We start from the raw sequence: 18,116 nt of genomic DNA on the forward strand, positions 1-18,116 counted from the left end.
CGAGCATGGCGGGTCGGTGTCACTGAACGGAGAAGGGGCCCGCGTCCACACGGACGCGGGCCCCTTTTTTCGTGCCGGCGGCGCGCACGAGGCCGGGCCCCTCTTTTTCGTGTACTCGCCAGTAGGTGCGACGATCAGACAGCAGATTCGCGACAGATGGACGCGACTGAGACAAGTGACACGGAAAAGCAGAGGAAGTCGGCCATGGCAACGGCGCCCAGCGTCTCCTACTCGATGACGGTCCGGCTGGAGGTGCCCGCGAGCGGAACCGCGGTCTCCCAGCTCACCACGGCGGTCGAGTCCTCCGGAGGCTCGGTGACCGGCCTCGACGTCACGGCGTCCGGCCACGAGAAGCTCCGTATCGACGTCACCATCGCCGCCACCTCCACCTCCCACGCGCAGGAGATCGTGGAGAAGCTGCGCGGCATCGAGGGCGTGACCCTGGGCAAGGTCTCCGACCGTACGTTCCTCATGCACCTCGGCGGCAAGATCGAGATGGCGTCGAAGCACCCCATCCGCAACCGTGACGACCTCTCCATGATCTACACGCCGGGCGTGGCCCGCGTGTGCATGGCCATCGCGGAGAACCCGGAGGACGCGCGCCGCCTCACCATCAAGCGCAACTCCGTTGCGGTTGTGACGGACGGTTCGGCGGTGCTGGGCCTCGGCAACATCGGGCCGAAGGCCGCGCTGCCCGTCATGGAGGGCAAGGCGGCCCTCTTCAAGCGGTTCGCCGGCATCGACGCCTGGCCGCTCTGCCTCGACACCCAGGACCCGGACGCGATCGTCGAGATCGTCAAGGCCATCGCCCCCGGGTTCGCGGGCATCAACCTGGAGGACATCTCCGCGCCCCGCTGCTTCGAGATCGAGGCCCGGCTGCGCGAGGCCCTGGACATCCCCGTCTTCCACGACGACCAGCACGGCACCGCGATCGTCGTCCTGGCCGCCCTCACCAACGCGTTGCGCGTGGTCGGCAAGGCGATCGAGGACGTGCGCGTCGTGATGTCGGGCGCCGGCGCCGCGGGCACCGCGATCCTCAAGCTGCTGCTCGCGGCGGGCGTCAAGAACGCCGTCGTCGCCGACATCCACGGCGTCGTGCACGCCGGGCGCGAGGACCTGGTGGACGCCGCCGCGGACTCCCCGCTGCGCTGGATCGCCGACAACACCAACCCCGAGGGCCTCACAGGAACCCTCAAGGAGGCCGTCCACGGCGCCGACGTGTTCATCGGCGTCTCCGCTCCGAACGTGCTCGACGGGAACGACGTGGCGGCCATGGCCGACGGCGCGATCGTGTTCGCACTCGCGAATCCCGACCCCGAGGTCGAGCCCGGGATCGCCCGCCAGACGGCCGCCGTGGTGGCCACCGGGCGCTCCGACTTCCCGAACCAGATCAACAACGTCCTGGTGTTCCCCGGCGTGTTCCGCGGCCTGCTGGACGCGCAGTCCCGCACGGTCAACACCGACATGATGCTGGCCGCCGCGACCGCCCTCGCGGACGTGGTCACCGAGGGTGAGCTGAACCCGAACTACATCATCCCGAGCGTGTTCAACGAGAAGGTCGCGGGCGCGGTCGCCGACGCCGTGCGCGAGGCGGCCAGGCCGACGCCGGCCGAGAACCGGTAGCCCCCGGCGCCGTACGGGCCGTCAGGGCCCGGTTGTGTACGGCTTGTGACCATTGCCACGGTGGCCGTCAAACCGGCGCGTCGTGGAACCCGGGCCCCCTGCTCGCCCTCTAGGGTGGCGGCCAGGCTCAGGCTCTTGGGGACCTGCGACACCCGCGATCCGTCGTGGGAGCGGCCCGGGACCCGCCGTGGGGCGTCACCGCGGCGGGGCGGTGGCGCTCTTCGTGTGACTCCCACGGGTGTTCTCACGACTCCTACGGGTGCCGGATTGGCTTTCCCGCCGCAGGTGGGGGCAGGATGCGTCTTCGGGCGCGAGGGTCTGACGACGGACCCGGGTCCGGGGACTCACAGAAGGCCCTGGCAGCATCGGCTTCGACGTGCCCATCATGCGGCCCCGCCGCGTGGCACGCCTCAACGGCAAGAAGAACACGGGAGTAACAACATGAACCGCAGTGAGCTGGTGGCCGCGCTGGCCGACCGCGCCGAGGTGACCCGCAAGGACGCCGACGCCGTGCTGGCCGCGTTCGCCGAGACGGTCGGCGAGATCGTCGCCAAGGGCGACGAGAAGGTCACCATCCCCGGCTTCCTGACCTTCGAGCGCACCCACCGTGCCGCTCGCACCGCCCGCAACCCGCAGACCGGCGACCCGATCCAGATCCCGGCCGGCTACAGCGTGAAGGTCTCCGCGGGCTCCAAGCTCAAGGAAGCCGCAAAGGGCAAGTGACGTTGCCGTAAGGCCCGAGAAGGGGCGGTCACCCGACACCGGGTGACCGCCCCTTCTTCCATGTCCGGACGCCGCCGGGCCGCTCGGCCGGCGGCGCGCCCGCCGTCAGCTCAGCGACTTGCCCGGCAGTTCCACCTTCGCGCCCAGCTCCATGAGCTTGTCCATGAAGTTCTCGTAGCCGCGGTTGATCAGGTCGATGCCGTGCACCCGGGAGGTGCCCTGGGCGGCGAGGGCCGCGATCAGGTACGAGAAGCCGCCGCGCAGGTCGGGGATGACCAGATCGGCGCCCTGGAGCTTGGTCGGGCCCGAAACCACCGCCGAGTGCAGGAAGTTGCGCGCTCCGAAGCGGCAGTCGGAGCTGCCGAGGCACTCGCGGTAGAGCTGGATGTGCGCGCCCATCTGGTTCAGCGCGGAGGTGAAGCCCAGCCGGGACTCGTAGACCGTCTCGTGGACGATCGACAGGCCCGTGGCCTGCGTCAGCGCGACCACCAGCGGCTGCTGCCAGTCCGTCTGGAAGCCGGGGTGCACGTCCGTCTCCAGCGCGATGGACTTCAGCTGGCCGCCCGGGTGCCAGAAGCGGATGCCCTCGTCGTCGATCTCGAAGGCACCGCCCACCTTCCGGTAGGTGTTCAGGAACGTCATCATCGAGCGCTGCTGCGCGCCGCGGACGTAGACGTCGCCCTCGGTCGCCAGCGCCGCCGACGCCCAGGACGCCGCCTCCAGACGGTCCGACAGGGCGCGGTGGGTGTAGCCGCCGAGGCTCTCCACGCCCGTGATGCGGATCGTGCGGTCGGTGTCCATCGCGATGATCGCGCCCATCTTCTGCAGCACGCAGATGAGGTCCTCGATCTCGGGTTCGACCGCCGCGTTGGACAGCTCGGTGACGCCCTCGGCGAGCACCGCGGTCAGCAGCACCTGCTCGGTCGCGCCGACGGACGGGTACGGCAGTCGGATCTTCGTACCACGCAGGCCCTTGGGTGCCTCCAGGTACTGGCCGTCCGCGCGCTTCTCGATGACCGCGCCGAACTGGCGCAGCACGTCGAAGTGGAAGTCGATGGGACGGCCGCCGATGTCGCAGCCGCCCAGCCCCGGGATGAACGCGTGGCCCAGGCGGTGCAGCAGCGGCCCGCAGAACAGGATCGGGATGCGCGACGAGCCCGCGTGGGCATCGATGTCGGCGACGTTCGCGCTCTCGACATAGGTCGGGTCGAGCACCAGCTCGCCCGGCTCCTCACCCGGACGGACCGTCACTCCGTGCAGCTGGAGCAGCCCGCGCACCACGCGCACGTCGCGGATGTCGGGCACGTTGCGCAGTCTGCTGGGCGCACTGCCCAGCAGGGCGGCGACCATGGCCTTCGGCACGAGGTTCTTCGCACCGCGGACACGGATCTCGCCCTGCAGCGGGGTTCCGCCGTGGACAAGGAGGACATCGTCGTTGACGGTCATGAATCTCGCGTTCCGTGGAGTTGGGCTAGGGCCGAAGACGTAAGCGTAATGGCCGTGCACCCCCCTTCAGGAAGCCCGAGCGGTTCTCGGACAGGTCATGGATCGGCCACAACACGAACCGTGCATACCCGGACGCAAGGGGTTACGGATCATGGCCCCGCGCGCGCCCGCCCCGCACCGGTGAGCCGCGCCGTGCGTTCACCCGCGTACCCGCATCGCCTCCCGCCGAGGGGCGCGATGCGGGATCATGTCTGCCATGACCGAGGTGTCCTCGCTCACAGGACGGCTGCTCGTGGCCACTCCCGCCCTGGCGGACCCGAACTTCGACCGTGCCGTGGTGCTCCTCCTCGACCACGACGAGGAGGGCTCGCTCGGTGTGGTCCTCAACCGCCCCACCCCCGTGGGCGTGGGCGACATCCTGGAGGGCTGGGCGGAACTCGCGGGGGAGCCCGGGGTCGTCTTCCAGGGCGGCCCGGTCTCCTTGGACTCGGCGCTGGGTGTCGCGGTGATCCCCGGCGGCTCCGGGGAGCGCGCCCCGCTCGGCTGGCGGCGGGTGCACGGGGCGATCGGCCTGGTCGACCTGGAGGCACCGCCGGAACTGCTGGCGCAGGCCCTCGGCTCGCTGCGCATCTTCGCCGGATACGCCGGCTGGGGGCCGGGTCAGCTGGAGGACGAGCTGGTGGACGGCGCGTGGTACGTCGTCGAGTCGGAGCCCGGCGACGTCTCGTCCCCGGAACCGGAGCGGCTGTGGCGCGAGGTGCTGCGGCGCCAGCGCAGCGAGCTGGCCATGGTGGCCACCTACCCGGACGATCCCACGCTCAACTGAGGCGCCTGGGGCTTTCAGTACCCTTGACCGTATGAGCACTCTTGAGCCCGAGCGCGGAACTGGTACGGGGACCCTCGTGGAGCCGACACCGCAGGTGTCGCACGGCGATGGTGACCACGAGCGCTTCTCGCACTACGTCCAGAAGGACAAGATCATGGCGAGCGCCCTGGACGGCACGCCCGTCGTGGCGCTGTGCGGCAAGGTGTGGGTGCCGGGCCGTGACCCGAAGAAGTACCCCGTCTGCCCCATGTGCAAGGAGATCTACGAGTCCATGGAGAGCGGCGGCGACGGCAAGGGCGGCAAGGACGGCGGCGGCAAGTAGCCCGCAGGGCCCCGCGCCCACCGCGGCCTTCGACCGCAGGGCCCCCGGGAGACGCCGTGCCGGCTCCCGGGGGCTTCCGCGTTCCCCGGGTGTGACCGAAGTCGCATCGCACCGGCGCGCGCGTGGGGCCGGTCCGCGCGCCGGGGTGACGGGAGGTCACGCGGGCCCGGACCGACTCGGACGTCCGATCGAAGAGGCGCCCCCGAACGTGTGAGTCCGCCGCGCGGACAGAAGCAGGGCGCCCCGCATCTGAGAGCGTGCTCCGGCACGGTGCGCGAGGGGCGGAAGGGAAATTCGTCCTCACCGGTCGTCCGGTGGCAAAACAGGCCATCTCCCTGGTGAAGGGGCGAACAACCCTTGGCGGACCCTTGAGTCGGGGGCCGGGAAAGATGTGCCAGAGTTGCCACGTCCGCCCTGTCAGCACGTACCGTACGGCAACACAGGTAGGACCCGGTGGGGCAGCGGGAAGGGGCAGCCGGTTTGACCACGCACGCACCACAGGCGGCGCAGGCCGTGACGCTGCCCGCCTCGCTGGACGAGGCGGTGGCGGCGCTGGCCGCCATGCCGGCCGCCGTCCCCGTGGCGGGTGGCACCGACCTCATGGCCGCGGTCAACTCCGGACAGCTGCGGCCCGCGGCGCTGGTCGGCCTCGGCCGCATCAGCGAGATCCGCGGCTGGCAGTACCAGGACGGCCACGCGCTGCTCGGCGCGGGGCTCACCCACGCCCGCATGGGCCGCCCCGACTTCGCCGCGCTCATCCCCGCCCTCGCGGCGGCGGCCCGCGCGGCCGGACCCCCGCACATCCGCAACGCGGGCACCCTGGGCGGCAACATCGCCTCCGCCGCCCCCACCGGGGACGCGCTGCCGGTGCTCGCCGCCCTGGAGGCCACGCTGATCATCGCGGGCCAGGGCGGTGCCCGCCGCGAGATCCCGGTCTCGCATCTGCTCGCGGGCATGGAGATGCTGCGCGGGGGCGAACTCATCGGCTACGTGCGCGTGCCGCTGCTGCACGCCCCGCAGGTCTTCCTGAAGGCGACCGGACGCACCGGACCGGGGCGCGCCGTCGCCTCCGTGGCCCTCGTCCTCGACCCGGCCCGGCGCGGTGTGCGCTGCGCCGTCGGCGCCATCGCGCCGATGCCGCTGCGCCCCCTGGAGGCCGAGCAGTGGGTCGCCCAGCTCATCGACTGGGACAACAGCCGCGCGATCGTCCCCGAGGCGCTCACCGCCTTCGGCGAGTACGTCGCCGCGGCCTGCATCCCCGACGCGGAGCCCGCCGCGGACGGCACCGCGCAGCAGCTGCCACCCGCCGTACTGCACCTGCGGCGCACCGTCGCCGCGCTGGCCCGACGAGCACTGGGGAGGGCACTGTCGTGACCGACGACCAGCACCGGGAACACCCCGGGCACCCTGAGCACCGGGAGCGCCGGCAGGGGGCCCCGCAGGCTCCGCAGGGCGGCACCCAGGGCTCGTGGGAGCGGCTGCCGGGGGAGTACGACGACGGCGCGACCGCCTTCGTGCAGCTCCCCGAGGGCGGCATCGACGCCCTTCTGGCCGCGCACAGCCCGCTGGCCGCACCCGGGCACGGGTACGTGCCCCCCTCGTTCACCCCGGCCGACGCGCCCACGGGCCCGATGGGCGACGACACCTGGGGCGCGCCCGCCGAGGGCGCCCGGTGGGGCGACCAGGAGCCCGAAGCCCAGGAGGGCGCGGGCCAGGGGTTCGCCTACGACCCCGGGCCGACCGGGCAGTGGCACTTCGAGGAGGCCGCGCCGGCGCACGGGACGGCGGCGCACGAGGCGCCGCCCGCGCCGGGCCACGAGGTCACCGGTCAGTGGTCGATCCCGGTGGCGGGCGGTGATCTGCCGGACGAGTCGGGAGAGTTCACCCCGTCGTCGCTCGTCGAGCAGTGGGGCACCGGCGCGCCCGCGACACTCCCGGGCGGCGCGCCCGCGCCCTGGGCGACGGAGGTGTCCGGGACCGCCTGGTCGGACGAGGCGCACGAGAGCGCCGTCCAGGACGTGGCCGAGGCGGCTCACGAGGAGCCGGCCGACCTCCCCGAGGCCGTTGGCGGGCCGCCCGCCGGGCCGTACGACCACGCGCGGGCCCACGGTGCCCCCGAGGACTCCGAGGCGGCCCAGGAGCCGCCGGAGCCGCACGGCGCGCCGGACCCGGCGGCGGGCACCGACTCGGGGGCGCCCGACGAACAGGCCCCCGCACCCGAGGAGTCGCCCGAGCCCGTGCACGGCGAGGAACCCCGCCGCGACGCCGGAGCCGCTCCCGCCCAGGAGGCCCAGGACGCCCAGGAGGCGGTCGTCGGGCAGGACCCCGCCGCCGACGAGCCGGAGCCCGGACCGGAGCACACGCCGGAGCCGGCCCCCCTGCACGACGACCACCCCCTGGTGTCCTACGTCCTGCGGGTGAACGGCTCCGACCGGCCCGTCACCGACGCCTGGATCGGCGAGTCGCTCCTGTACGTGCTGCGCGAGCGGCTCGGTCTCGCGGGCGCCAAGGACGGCTGCTCGCAGGGCGAGTGCGGCGCCTGCAACGTCCAGGTCGACGGCCGGCTCGTCGCGTCCTGCCTGGTGCCCGCCGTCACGGCGGCGGGCAGCGAGGTGCGCACCGTGGAGGGACTCGCCGTCGACGGAAGGCCCTCGGACGTGCAGCGGGCGCTCGCCCGGTGCGGCGCGGTGCAGTGCGGCTTCTGCGTGCCCGGCATGGCGATGACCGTGCACGACCTGCTGGCCGGCAACCCCGCGCCCACCGAGCTGGAGACACGCCAGGCGCTGTGCGGCAACCTGTGCCGCTGCACCGGCTACCGGGGTGTCGTGGAGGCGGTCAAGGAGGTCGTGGCCGAGCGCCAGGCGCACGCGGAGACGGAACCCGAGCCGGGCGCCGACACCGCGCACGCCCGCATCCCGCACCAGGCGGGCCCCGGCGCGGGAGGTGTCCACTCCTCCGTGTTCGGTGAACCCGCCGCAGGCGACACGGCGTTCGGCGACGGGTTCGGCGCCACGGCCCCGGACGGACACCCGTACGGCCAGGACGGAGGCCAGGCGTGAGCAACGACACCGCCGCCGCGACCACCGCGGCGGCAGGACCCGCCCCCGAGCCGCCGCCGCACGGCATCGGGGTGTCCCTGCCGTCCGTCGACGCCCCGGCCAAGGCCGAGGGAACCTTCCCCTACGCCGCCGACCTGTGGGCCGAGGGCCTGTTGTGGGCGGCCGTGCTGCGCTCCCCGCACCCGCACGCGCGCATCGTGTCGATCGACACCAGCCACGCGCGCGAGATGCCCGGCGTCCGCGCCGTCCTCACCCACGAGGACGTGCCCGGCGGCGCCCTGCACGGACGCGGCAGAGCCGACCGGCCCGTGTTCGCCTCCGACGTCGTACGCCACCACGGCGAGCCCATCGCCGCCGTCGCCGCCGACCACCCCGACACCGCCCGGCTGGCCGCCGCCGCCGTCATCGTCGAGTACGAGGTGCTCGACCCGGTCACCGACCCCGAACAGGCCTTCGAGGTCGAGCCGCTGCACCCGGACGGCAACCTGATCCGCCACATCCCGCTGCGGCACGGCGACCCGGACGCGACCGGCGAGATCGTCGTGGAGGGGCAGTACCGCATCGGTCGCCAGGACCCGGCGCCCATCGGCGCGGAGGCCGGCCTCGCGGTGCCCCGGCCGGACGGCGGGGTCGAGCTGTACCTCGCGTCCACCGACCCGCATGCCGACCGCGACCGCGCCGCCGCGGTCTACGGGCTCGAACCCGAACGGGTGAAGATCGTGGTCACCGGGGTGGCCGGTGCCACGGCCGACCGCGAGGACCCCGGCTTCCAGCTTCCGCTCGGCCTGCTCGCGCTGCGGACGGGCTGCCCGGTCAAGCTCACCGTGACGCGCGAGGAGTCCTTCCTCGGCCATGTCCACCGCCACCCCACCCTGCTGCGCTACCGCCACCACGCGGACGCCGAGGGCAGGCTGGTCAAGGTCGAGGCGCAGATCCTGCTGGACGCGGGCGCGTACGCCGACACCTCGGGGGAGGCCCTGGCCGCCGCGGTCTCCTTCGCGTGCGGCCCCTACGTCGTCCCGAACGCGTTCATCGAGGGCTGGGCCGTCCGCACCAACAACCCGCCCTCCGGCCATGTGCGCGGCGAGGGCGCGATGCAGGTGTGCGCCGCGTACGAGGCCCAGATGGACAAGCTGGCCAGGAAGCTCGGCGTGGACCCGGCCGAGCTGCGGCTGCGCAACGTGCTGGAGACGGGCGACGACCTGCCCACCGGCCAGACGGTGACCTGCCCGGCGCCGGTCGCCGAACTGCTGGAGGCCGTGCGGGACCACCCCCTGCCCCCGCTGCCCAAGGACACCCCCGAGGAGGAGTGGCTGCTGCCGGGCGGACCCGAGGGCGCGGGCGAACCCGGCGCGGTGCGCAGGGGCGTCGGCTACGGCGTCGGCATGGTCCACATGCTCGGCACGGAGGGCGCGGACGAGGTCTCCACGGCCACGGTGAAGGTGCACGACGGGGTGGCGACGGTGCTGTGCGCGGCCGTCGAGACCGGCCAGGGCTTCAGCACCCTGGCCCGGCAGATCGTCCAGGAGACGCTCGGCATCGAAGAGGTGCACGTGGCGCCCGTCGACACCGACCAGCCGCCGGCGGGCGCGGGCTGCCGCGGCCGCCACACCTGGGTGTCGGGCGGCGCGGTGGAACGTGCCGCCAAGATGGTCCGCACCCAGCTCCTGCAGCCCCTCGCGCACAAGTTCGGCATGTCCACGGAGCTGCTCCAGATCACCGACGGCAAGATCACCTCGTACGACGGTGTCCTGTCGACCACGGTGACCGAGGCGATGGACGGCAAGGAGCTGTGGGCCACCGCGCAGTGCCGCCCACATCCCACGGAGCCGCTGGACGAGGCGGGCCAGGGTGACGCCTTCGTGGGCCTCGCGTTCTGCGCGATCCGCGCCGTGGTGGACGTGGACATCGAGATCGGCTCGGTCCGGGTCGTGGAGCTGGCGCTCGCCCAGGACGTCGGCCGGATCCTGAACCCGAGGCAGCTCGAGGCGCGCCTGGAGGCCGGGGTCACCCAGGGCGTGGGCATCGCCCTCACGGAGAACCTGCGCACGGCCCGCGGCCTGGTCCGCCACCCCGACCTGACGGGCTACGCCCTGCCGACGGCCCTGGACGCGCCCGACATCCGGATCGTCAAGCTGGTCGAGGAGCGGGACGTGGTCGCGCCGTTCGGCGCCAAGTCGGTCAGCGCGGTCCCCGTGGTGACCTCTCCGGCGGCCATCGCCTCGGCGGTGCGCGCGGCCACGGGCCGCCCGGTCAACCGCCTGCCGATCCGCCCGCAGGCGGCGGTGGTCGTACCGCAGTGAGCGAAGGCCCGCGCCGGGATCCGGCGCGGGCCTTCGCCGGCGGGTCCCGGCGGTGTCCTGCGGGTGGGAGCGGGGCGGCCCGACGGGGGCCCGCGCGCGGCGGGCCGTACGCCTGGGCGGCGGGCGCCGATGGAGACCGTGGCGGGATTCGAACCCGCGTTGCGCGCTTTGCAGGCGCGCCCCTGAGCCGCTCGGGTACACGGTCGTGGCGTCAGATGCGGCACGGCTCACTCGTCCCGACCTGACTTTCTCGACCGTACGGGCGGGCGACGAGGGGGCTCAAGGGGCTCGCGGGCGCCGCAACACGACTGCCACACGCCGTTCACGAACCCCCGGCCGAAAGCGTCGGACGTACGACCAAGGTCTCAGCGGACGACCGTCCACGGACAGCAGCCAGGTCCGGTCCGGGCTCCTACGCTGGTCGGCATGGCAGCCCTGGAACCCCGCGACAGCGACGTCGCCGAACCCGTGTCCCGCGTCCGGCCGGACGACACCGGCGGTGTGCTCAGCGCGCCGTACCGGGCGTTGAGCATCGGCACCGTCTCCGTCGTCCTGCTCATCGCCTTCGAGGCGACGGCGGTCGGCACGGCGATGCCGGTCGCCGCGCGGGAGCTGCACGGCCTGTCGGTGTACGCCTTCGCCTTCTCCGGCTACTTCACGACGAGTCTGTTCGGCATGGTCCTGGCCGGCCAGTGGTCGGACCGCAGCGGCCCGCTCGCCTCGCTGACCTGCGGCATCGCCGCCTTCGCCGGGGGCCTGCTGCTGTCCGGGACGGCCGGGGCGATGTGGGTGTTCATCCTGGGCCGGGCCGTGCAGGGACTCGGCGGCGGACTGGTGATCGTGGCCCTGTACGTGGTGGTGAGCCGCGCCTACCCGGAGCGGCTGCGGCCCGCCATGATGGCGGCGTTCGCCGCGGGCTGGGTCGTCCCCTCCGTCGTCGGGCCGCTCGCGGCGGGCACGGTGACCGAGCGGCTCGGCTGGCGCTGGGTCTTCCTCGGCATCCCCGTGCTGGTGGTGCTCCCGCTGGCCCTGGCCCTGCCTCGGATACGGCACCGGGCGGGCGGTCCCGTCGGGCAGGGTGCCGCGGCCCCGTTCGACCTGCGCCGCATCCGCCTCGCGCTCGGCATCTCGCTGGGCGCCGGACTGCTCCAGTACGCCGCCCAGCACGCGTCCGCCCCCGGCGGCACCCGGTGGACGGCCCTGGTGCCCGGCGTCGCGGGCGCCGCCCTGCTGGTCCCGGCCGCGCTCGGGCTGCTGCCCCGCGGCACCTACCGCGCGGCGCGCGGACTGCCGTCCGTGGTGCTGCTGCGCGGAATATCCGACGGCGCGTTCATCACGGCCGAGAGCTTCGTGCCCCTGATGCTCGTCACCGAGCGGGGCCTGTCGCCGACCATGGCCGGATTCAGCCTGGCGGCGGGCGGCGCCACCTGGGCCGTCGGCTCGTGGGTGCAGGCCAGGCCCCGCCTGGAGCCCTACCGGCAGCGGCTGGTGACGTGCGGCACGCTGCTCGTCGCGCTGTCCATCGCCGCCGTGCCGGCGGTGCTGGTCCACACGGTGCCCGTGTGGACCGTCGCCGTCGCCTACGGGATCGGCTGCTTCGGGATGGGCCTGGTCCTGTCCTCGGCCAGTGTGCTGCTCCTGCAGCTGTCCGCGCCGAAGGACGTGGGCACCAACTCGGCGGCGCTGCAGATCTCCGACGGCCTGTCCAACATCGTGCTGCTCTGCGTGGGCGGCGCCGCGTTCGCCGCGCTCGGCGGGGGCACCATCGCCCCCTCGGCCACCGGCGCCCACGCCACGGGCTCCCACCCGGCCGCCTTCGCCGTGGTGTTCGTGCTGATGGCGGTGGTGGCGCTGGCGGGCGTGGGGGTGGCGACCCGGCTGGTGGAGCGCCGCCCCCACGGGGCCGCGCCCGCCGAGCTGTGACCCGTGTCGCACCCGGGGAGGATACGGAGCCGTCGGCCGGAAGGAGGGCCGGCCGCACCGGTAGGGTGGCCCGGTTGTCATACGTAGCCGAGCCGCCCGACCACCACCCCGGAGACCGTGACTACCACCGCCGCCAGCTCCAGTTCCTCGCACCACCTCTCCCCGGCCTTCCCCGGCCGCGCCCCCTGGGGCACCGCCGGCAAGCTGCGTGCCTGGCAGCAGGGCGCGATGGAGAAGTACCTCCAGGAGCAGCCGCGCGACTTCCTCGCCGTCGCCACGCCCGGCGCCGGCAAGACGACCTTCGCGCTGACGCTCGCCTCCTGGCTGCTGCACCACCACGTGGTGCAGCAGGTGACCGTGGTCGCCCCGACCGAGCACCTCAAGAAGCAGTGGGCGGAGGCCGCCGCGCGGATCGGCATCAAGCTCGACCCCGAGTACAGCGCCGGGCCGCTGGGCCGGGAGTACCACGGCGTCGCGGTCACCTACGCGGGCGTGGGGGTGCGGCCGATGCTGCACCGCAACCGTGTCGAGCAGCGCAAGACCCTCGTCATCCTCGACGAGATCCACCACGCCGGTGACTCGAAGTCCTGGGGCGAGGCCTGTCTGGAGGCGTTCGAACCGGCCACCCGCCGGCTGACGCTGACCGGTACGCCGTTCCGCTCCGACACCAATCCCATCCCCTTCGTGACGTACGAGGAGGGGCAGGACGGCATCCGCCGCTCCTCCGCCGACTACACGTACGGATACGGCTCCGCGCTCGGCGACGGCGTCGTGCGCCCGGTCATCTTCCTCTCCTACAGCGGCAACATGCGCTGGCGCACCAAGGCGGGCGACGAGATCGCCGCCCGGCTCGGCGAGCCGATGACCAAGGACGCCGTCAGCCAGGCCTGGCGCACGGCGCTCGATCCGCGCGGTGAGTGGATGCCCAGCGTGCTGCGCGCCGCCGACCAGCGGCTGACCGAGGTCCGCAAGGCCATCCCGGACGCGGGCGCCCTCGTCATCGCCTCCGACCAGGACTCTGCCCGCGCCTACGCCAAACTCATCCGCGAGATCACCGGGCACGGGGCGACGCTCGTGCTGTCCGACGACGCCGGGGCCTCCGACCGCATCGACGAGTTCAGCCACGGCGACGACCGCTGGATGGTCGCGGTGCGCATGGTGTCCGAGGGCGTCGACGTGCCCCGGCTGGCCGTCGGGGTCTACGCCACCACCATCTCCACCCCGCTGTTCTTCGCCCAGGCCGTCGGCCGTTTCGTACGGTCCCGTCGCCGCGGCGAAACCGCCTCCGTCTTCCTGCCGACCGTGCCCGACCTGCTGACCTTCGCCAACGAGATGGAGGTCGAACGGGACCACGTCCTCGACAAGCCCAAGAAGCAGGGCGAGGAGGAGGACCCGTACGCCGAGTCCGAGCAGGAGATGGACGAGGCCAACCGGGAGCAGGACGAGGACACCGGCGACCAGGACATGCTGCCCTTCGAGGCGCTGGAGTCCGACGCGGTGTTCGACCGGGTCATGTACAACGGCGCCGAGTTCGGTATGCAGGCCCACCCCGGCAGCGAGGAGGAGCAGGACTATCTGGGCATTCCCGGTCTGCTCGAACCCGACCAGGTGCAGATGCTGCTCCAGAAGCGCCAGGCCCGGCAGATCGCGCACAGCCGCAAGAAGCCGGACACCGAGGCCGACCTCCTCGAAGTGCCCGCCGAGCGGCGCCCCGTGGTCACCCACAAGGAGCTGCTGGAGCTGCGCAAGCAGCTCAACACGATGGTCGGCGCCTACGTCCACCAGAGCGGCAAGCCGCACGGCGTGATCCACAACGAACTGCGCAGGGTGTGCGGCGGCCCGCCGAGCGCCGAGTGCACGGGGGGCCAGCTCCGGCAGCGCATCGAGAAGGTCCAGGAGTGGGCGACGCGCATGCGCTGAGCCGCGCGGCGCAAAAGCAGGCAAACCCCGACGGTCCTCCCGCCCGGCCGCCCGGATTCTGGACAGAGACTTCCGCTGAGCGGACCTGCTCGCTACTGTCACGCTACGCATACGCCCCGTGGCAGCGTCGCCGCGGATCGCAGCCGTGAAGTGACCGGGTCCGGGGTCCCCCGGACCGCCGGCCGATCGGCGGCCTCTGACGCGCGTCACCGACGGGACCCGGTGACCTGGTGTCGCGGGGCTCGCCGACCTCACCACCAAGGAGGGGGCCTCGTGACCGCTGAGACCTCTCAGACGCTCGACCGGGGCCTCAGGGTGCTCAAGCTGCTCGCGGACACGGACCACGGGCTGACCGTGACGGAGCTGTCCGCCCGACTCGGCGTCAACCGGACGGTGGTGTACCGGTTGCTGGCCACCCTGGAGCAGCACTCCCTCGTACGCCGTGACCTGGGCGGCCGCGCCCGGGTCGGCCTCGGGGTGCTGGGGCTGAGCCGCCAGGTGCACCCGCTGGTGCGGGAGGCCGCGCTGCCCGCGCTGCGCGCGCTCGCAGAGGACATAGGGGCCACCGCGCACCTCACCCTGGTCGACGGCACGGAGGCGCTGGCCGTCGCCGTGGTCGAGCCGACGTGGACCGACTACCACGTGGCGTACCGGGCCGGGTTCAGACATCCCCTCGACATGGGCGCGGCCGGCCGGGCGATACTCGGCGCGCGGCGGCAACCGCCCGTCGAGCCCGGCTACACCCTGACCCATGGCGAGCTGGAGACCGGGGCGAGCGGTGCCGCGGCCCCGCTGCTCGGGGTGACCGGGATAGAGGGCAGCGTCGGGGTCGTCATGCTGTCGGACGCGGTACCCGAACGGGTGGGACCCCGGGTGGTGGACGCCGCGCGCGAGGTGGCCGAGGCGCTCCGCTGACCGCCGGCGGCACCGGCCCCGATCCGGCACCCGGCCGAAAGCCCTCGTCACGTTAGATTGATCCCGTGTTCTCTCGTCTCTCGCGCCCCCAGGCCGTCGCCGTCTGCGCCCTGCCCGTCGTGGCCCTGATCGCCACGGCGGTGTGCGCGCCGCTGCCGTTCGCCGTGGCGCAGCCCGGCATCACGGCCGACGTCCTCGGCGCCAACCAGGGCGCCCCCGTGATCACGATCAGCGGGGCGCCGACCCGCACGACGCGCGGCCAGCTGCGGATGACGACGATCGAGGCGACGGGCCCCGACACGGACGTCTCCCTCGGGGACGTGATCGACGGATGGTTCCGTTCGGACCGCGCGGTGCTGCCCCGCGACGCGGTCTACCCGAGCGGCGACGACGTCAGGGAGATCGAGCGGCACAACACCGAGCAGATGAAGGAGTCCCAGGACGCGGCGACGCGGGCGGCCCTGTCGTATCTGGACCTCGGTGGCAAGGGCGTCAAGGTCACGCTGAAGCTCGCGGACGTGGGCGGCCCCAGCGCGGGCCTGCTGTTCACCCTCGGCATCATCGACAAGCTGCACGGCGACGGCAGCGGCGGCGACCTCACGGGAGGCCGCGTCGTGGCGGGCACGGGCACGATCGACGACGCCGGGCGGGTCGGGGCGGTCGGCGGGGTGTCCCTCAAGACGCGGGCCGCGCGCCGTGACGGGGCGACGGTGTTCCTGGTGCCGAAGGCCGAGTGCGCCGACGCGAAGGCCGAACTGCCGGGCGGGCTGCGGCTGGTGCCGGTGACCACGCTGAAGGGCGCCGTCGACGCGCTGAAGGCGCTGGAGCGGGGGAAGGGACCGGTGCCCAGCTGCTGAGCGGCGACCGAGGGCCGACGCCTTCACCCGCCCTCACCGGTCTTCACGGCCTGGTCGGGCGACGGCCCGGCGCCGCTCACGACGCCCTCGGGTCGCCCTTCGCGAACCAGGGCCGCGCCAGCAGTTCCGCCACCGACGCCATCCAGTCGACGAGCAGCGCCAGCGCCACCGTGAGGATCGAGCCGAGCAGCAGGACCGGCATGTGGTGCCGGGCGATCCCGGTGGTGATCAGCACGCCGAGACCGCCGCCCCCGCCGAACGCGGCCAGGGTCGTCGTGCCGACGTTGAGGACCAGGGCCGTACGCACCCCCGCGAGGATCGTCGGGGCGGCCAAGGGCAGTTCCACCCGGGTCAGCACGCGCAGCGGCGACATGCCGATGCCGCGCGCGGCCTCCAGCAGCCGTGGATCGCCGGCCCTCAGCCCGGTGACCGTCTGCGACAGCACGGGCAGGACCGCGCACACCACGATCCCGGCCAGGGCCGCCGTCCGCCCGGCGCCGAACCAGAGCACCAGCAGCGCCAGCAGGCCGATCGCCGGCGTTCCGCGGCCCAGGGCGGCGATCGCCGACGCCGCGGGCAGGACGCGCGAGCAGGTCCGGCGGCACGCGTCGCGGGTCAGCAGGACGCCCAGCGGAAGCGCGATCAGCAGCACCAGCGCCGTGGCGGCCGTCGTCAGTTCCACGTGCTGCCACAGGGCCCTGAGCACCTGTCCCCGCGACAGCGCGTCCTGGGAGCCCAGGTCGAGGTGGGCCTGGCGGAAGCCCGCCAGTGTCGCCAGCAGCACGACCACCAGCGCCGTCGGCAGTACGGTCAGCTTCCGCCAGGTGAGCGGCGGCCCCGCGGCACCCGCCCCGGCGGGCGCGCCGTCCGCCGCCCGGCCCTCCCGCTCCTCCTGCTCCCTGACCTCGGGTGTGGTCACGTCGGCTTCTCCTCCGGTCGTGCGGGTGCCGCGGGCGCGGGGCGTCGGGGAAGCGTCAGCCGCCCGAGGCAGAGGTACGCCGCGTCGGACAGCAGCGACAGGACGACGATCCCGAGCGTGCCCGCCAGCACCTCGTTGAGCGCGTTCTCGCTGCCCGGGGCGCCGAGGCCGCGGAAGATCTCGTTGCCGAGCCCCGGTCCGGAGACGTAGGCGGTGAGGGCGGCCACGCCCATCAGCAGCCGGGTGGAGGTCCGCATCCCGGTCAGGATCGACGGCCAGGCACCCGCCACCCCCACCCGGGCCGGCCGCGCCCGACCCGCCCGACCGAGGCGCCACGCCCGGCCCGCCGCGCCCGCGCCGGTCGTACCCGCGCCGGTCGTGTCCTCAGCGCCCGTCGCCGCGTCCGCGACGGCGTCCGCGGCCGGTGCGTCCGCCGCGTCCGGTGCAGTGGTGCGCGGCGGCCCGGCCGTGCGCAGGCCCGCCAGGGAGCTCCGCAGGACCGGCAGCAGCCCGCACAGCGTCAGTACGGTGAGCGTCGGCGCCACGCCCGGGCCCACGACCGGCACCAGCAGGCCGATCATCGCCAGGGCGGGAACGGTCGGCAGCGCACCGGTGGTGGCCGCGGCCAGCCGGCCCGCCCGCTCGCTGCGGCGGGCGGCGACGGCGATCAGCACACCGAGCACCGCCGCGCAGGCGGCGCACGGCAGGACGATCCCGGCATGCCGGAAGGCGTCCACGAGCAACCGATGGTGGTGGCCGGCCAGGTACTCCCAGAAGCTCACGCGCGCTCACCCCGTCCGCTACGTCCTGTCCCGGTCCCGCGCCGCCTGCTCCACCAGCGGGATGATCCGCAGCGGGACGGCGTTCTCCATGACGATCGCCGTGGAGGCCCGGACGATGCCATCAAAACCGACAACCCGGTCGATCACACGTTGGAGATCGGCGTTCGAGCGGGCCACCAGCCGGCAGAGCATGTCCCCGCTGCCGGTGGTGGTGTGCAGCTCCAGCACCTCCGGAACGGTCGCCAAGTGGGCCCGCACGTCCGCTCCTTGGCCCTGCCGGATCTCCAGGGTCGCGAACGCGGTGACCGGGTAGCCGAGCGCGGCCGGGTCGACCTCGGGGCCGAACCCCCGGATCACTCCATTGGACTGAAGGCGGTCCAGCCGCGCCTGCGCCGTGCCGCGTGCCACGCCCAGGCGCCGGGACATCTCCAGCACCCCGATGCGCGGCTCCCGCGCCAGCAGCACGATGAGCTGGGCGTCCAGATGATCGATCGCCAT

Annotated in this window: 15 protein-coding genes and 1 tRNA gene; 11 read left to right on the forward strand and 5 right to left on the reverse strand. The window is 73.6% G+C overall.

Going from position 1 to position 18,116, the window contains the following annotated elements:
- Nucleotides 1–204 precede the first annotated feature (204 nt).
- Both AB0C59_RS22620 and AB0C59_RS22625 read left to right on the forward strand, forming a co-directional pair.
- Nucleotides 205–1,623 (forward strand): NAD-dependent malic enzyme, encoded by a 1,419-nt coding sequence (locus AB0C59_RS22620; protein ID WP_363007273.1) that lies wholly within the window; start codon nt 205–207, stop codon nt 1,621–1,623.
- 441 nt (nt 1,624–2,064) lie between these two features.
- A complete protein-coding gene (locus tag AB0C59_RS22625; RefSeq protein WP_007382399.1) occupies nt 2,065–2,346 on the forward strand; it encodes an HU family DNA-binding protein in 282 nt (93 codons plus the stop codon).
- A 105-nt stretch (nt 2,347–2,451) separates the two neighbouring features.
- On the opposite strand, the gene murA is transcribed toward AB0C59_RS22625, so the two are convergent.
- Entirely contained in the window at nt 2,452–3,792 is a 1,341-nt protein-coding gene (murA, locus tag AB0C59_RS22630) for a UDP-N-acetylglucosamine 1-carboxyvinyltransferase (RefSeq protein WP_363007275.1), read from the reverse strand.
- Between the two features lie 256 nt (nt 3,793–4,048).
- On the opposite strand from murA, the gene AB0C59_RS22635 reads away from it, so the two are divergent.
- The 5 genes from AB0C59_RS22635 to AB0C59_RS22655 all read left to right on the forward strand — a co-directional run bounded on the left by AB0C59_RS22635 (nt 4,049) and on the right by AB0C59_RS22655 (nt 10,302).
- A complete protein-coding gene (locus AB0C59_RS22635; RefSeq protein ID WP_363007277.1) occupies nt 4,049–4,618 on the forward strand; it encodes a YqgE/AlgH family protein in 570 nt (189 codons plus the stop codon).
- Between the two features lie 31 nt (nt 4,619–4,649).
- On the forward strand, nt 4,650–4,940 hold the full coding sequence (locus tag AB0C59_RS22640) for a DUF3039 domain-containing protein (protein ID WP_363007279.1): 291 nt from the start codon (nt 4,650–4,652) through the stop codon (nt 4,938–4,940).
- A 480-nt stretch (nt 4,941–5,420) separates the two neighbouring features.
- Entirely contained in the window at nt 5,421–6,314 is an 894-nt protein-coding gene (locus AB0C59_RS22645) for an FAD binding domain-containing protein (protein WP_363007281.1), read from the forward strand.
- 104 nt (nt 6,315–6,418) lie between these two features.
- The gene (locus AB0C59_RS22650; protein ID WP_363007380.1) at nt 6,419–7,999 is read left to right on the forward strand and encodes a 2Fe-2S iron-sulfur cluster-binding protein; all 1,581 of its coding nucleotides are present in this window, start codon (nt 6,419–6,421) and stop codon (nt 7,997–7,999) included.
- Nucleotides 7,996–10,302: a molybdopterin cofactor-binding domain-containing protein gene (locus tag AB0C59_RS22655; protein WP_363007283.1), complete on the forward strand. Its 2,307-nt coding sequence runs from the start codon at nt 7,996–7,998 to the stop codon at nt 10,300–10,302. Before AB0C59_RS22650 ends, AB0C59_RS22655 begins: the two co-directional genes overlap by 4 nt.
- 130 nt (nt 10,303–10,432) lie before the next feature.
- On the opposite strand, the gene AB0C59_RS22660 is transcribed toward AB0C59_RS22655, so the two are convergent.
- Nucleotides 10,433–10,507, reverse strand: a tRNA-Cys gene (locus AB0C59_RS22660).
- A 221-nt stretch (nt 10,508–10,728) separates the two neighbouring features.
- Between AB0C59_RS22660 and AB0C59_RS22665 the strand changes: the two genes are divergently transcribed.
- The 4 genes from AB0C59_RS22665 (at nt 10,729) to AB0C59_RS22680 (ending at nt 15,917) form a co-directional block, all read left to right on the forward strand.
- Nucleotides 10,729–12,225, forward strand: a complete 1,497-nt coding sequence (locus tag AB0C59_RS22665; protein ID WP_363007285.1) for an MFS transporter — start codon at nt 10,729–10,731, stop codon at nt 12,223–12,225.
- Nucleotides 12,226–12,342: 117 nt separating this feature from the next.
- Entirely contained in the window at nt 12,343–14,145 is a 1,803-nt protein-coding gene (locus AB0C59_RS22670) for a DEAD/DEAH box helicase (RefSeq protein WP_363007287.1), read from the forward strand.
- A gap of 273 nt (nt 14,146–14,418) precedes the next feature.
- Nucleotides 14,419–15,060 (forward strand): helix-turn-helix domain-containing protein, encoded by a 642-nt coding sequence (locus AB0C59_RS22675; protein WP_363007289.1) that lies wholly within the window; start codon nt 14,419–14,421, stop codon nt 15,058–15,060.
- A gap of 65 nt (nt 15,061–15,125) precedes the next feature.
- Complete coding sequence (locus tag AB0C59_RS22680) at nt 15,126–15,917, forward strand: S16 family serine protease (protein WP_363007291.1); 792 nt, start codon at nt 15,126–15,128, stop codon at nt 15,915–15,917.
- Nucleotides 15,918–15,993: 76 nt separating this feature from the next.
- Here AB0C59_RS22680 and AB0C59_RS22685 read toward each other — a convergent pair whose 3' ends face one another.
- From AB0C59_RS22685 to AB0C59_RS22695, 3 genes are read right to left on the reverse strand one after another with little or no spacing between them, the layout of a single operon-like run.
- Complete coding sequence (locus AB0C59_RS22685) at nt 15,994–16,836, reverse strand: ABC transporter permease (protein ID WP_363007293.1); 843 nt, start codon at nt 16,834–16,836, stop codon at nt 15,994–15,996.
- Nucleotides 16,833–17,618, reverse strand: a complete 786-nt coding sequence (locus tag AB0C59_RS22690; protein WP_363007295.1) for an ABC transporter permease — start codon at nt 17,616–17,618, stop codon at nt 16,833–16,835. The genes AB0C59_RS22685 and AB0C59_RS22690 overlap by 4 nt, the downstream gene beginning before the upstream one ends.
- An 18-nt stretch (nt 17,619–17,636) precedes the next feature.
- Nucleotides 17,637–18,116 carry an Lrp/AsnC family transcriptional regulator gene (locus tag AB0C59_RS22695; RefSeq protein ID WP_363007297.1) on the reverse strand — a complete coding sequence of 160 codons (480 nt, stop codon included), beginning with the start codon at nt 18,114–18,116 and terminating at the stop codon, nt 17,637–17,639.

It is taken from the genome of Streptomyces sp. NPDC048664 (assembly GCF_040650555.1).
Classification (GTDB): domain Bacteria; phylum Actinomycetota; class Actinomycetes; order Streptomycetales; family Streptomycetaceae; genus Streptomyces.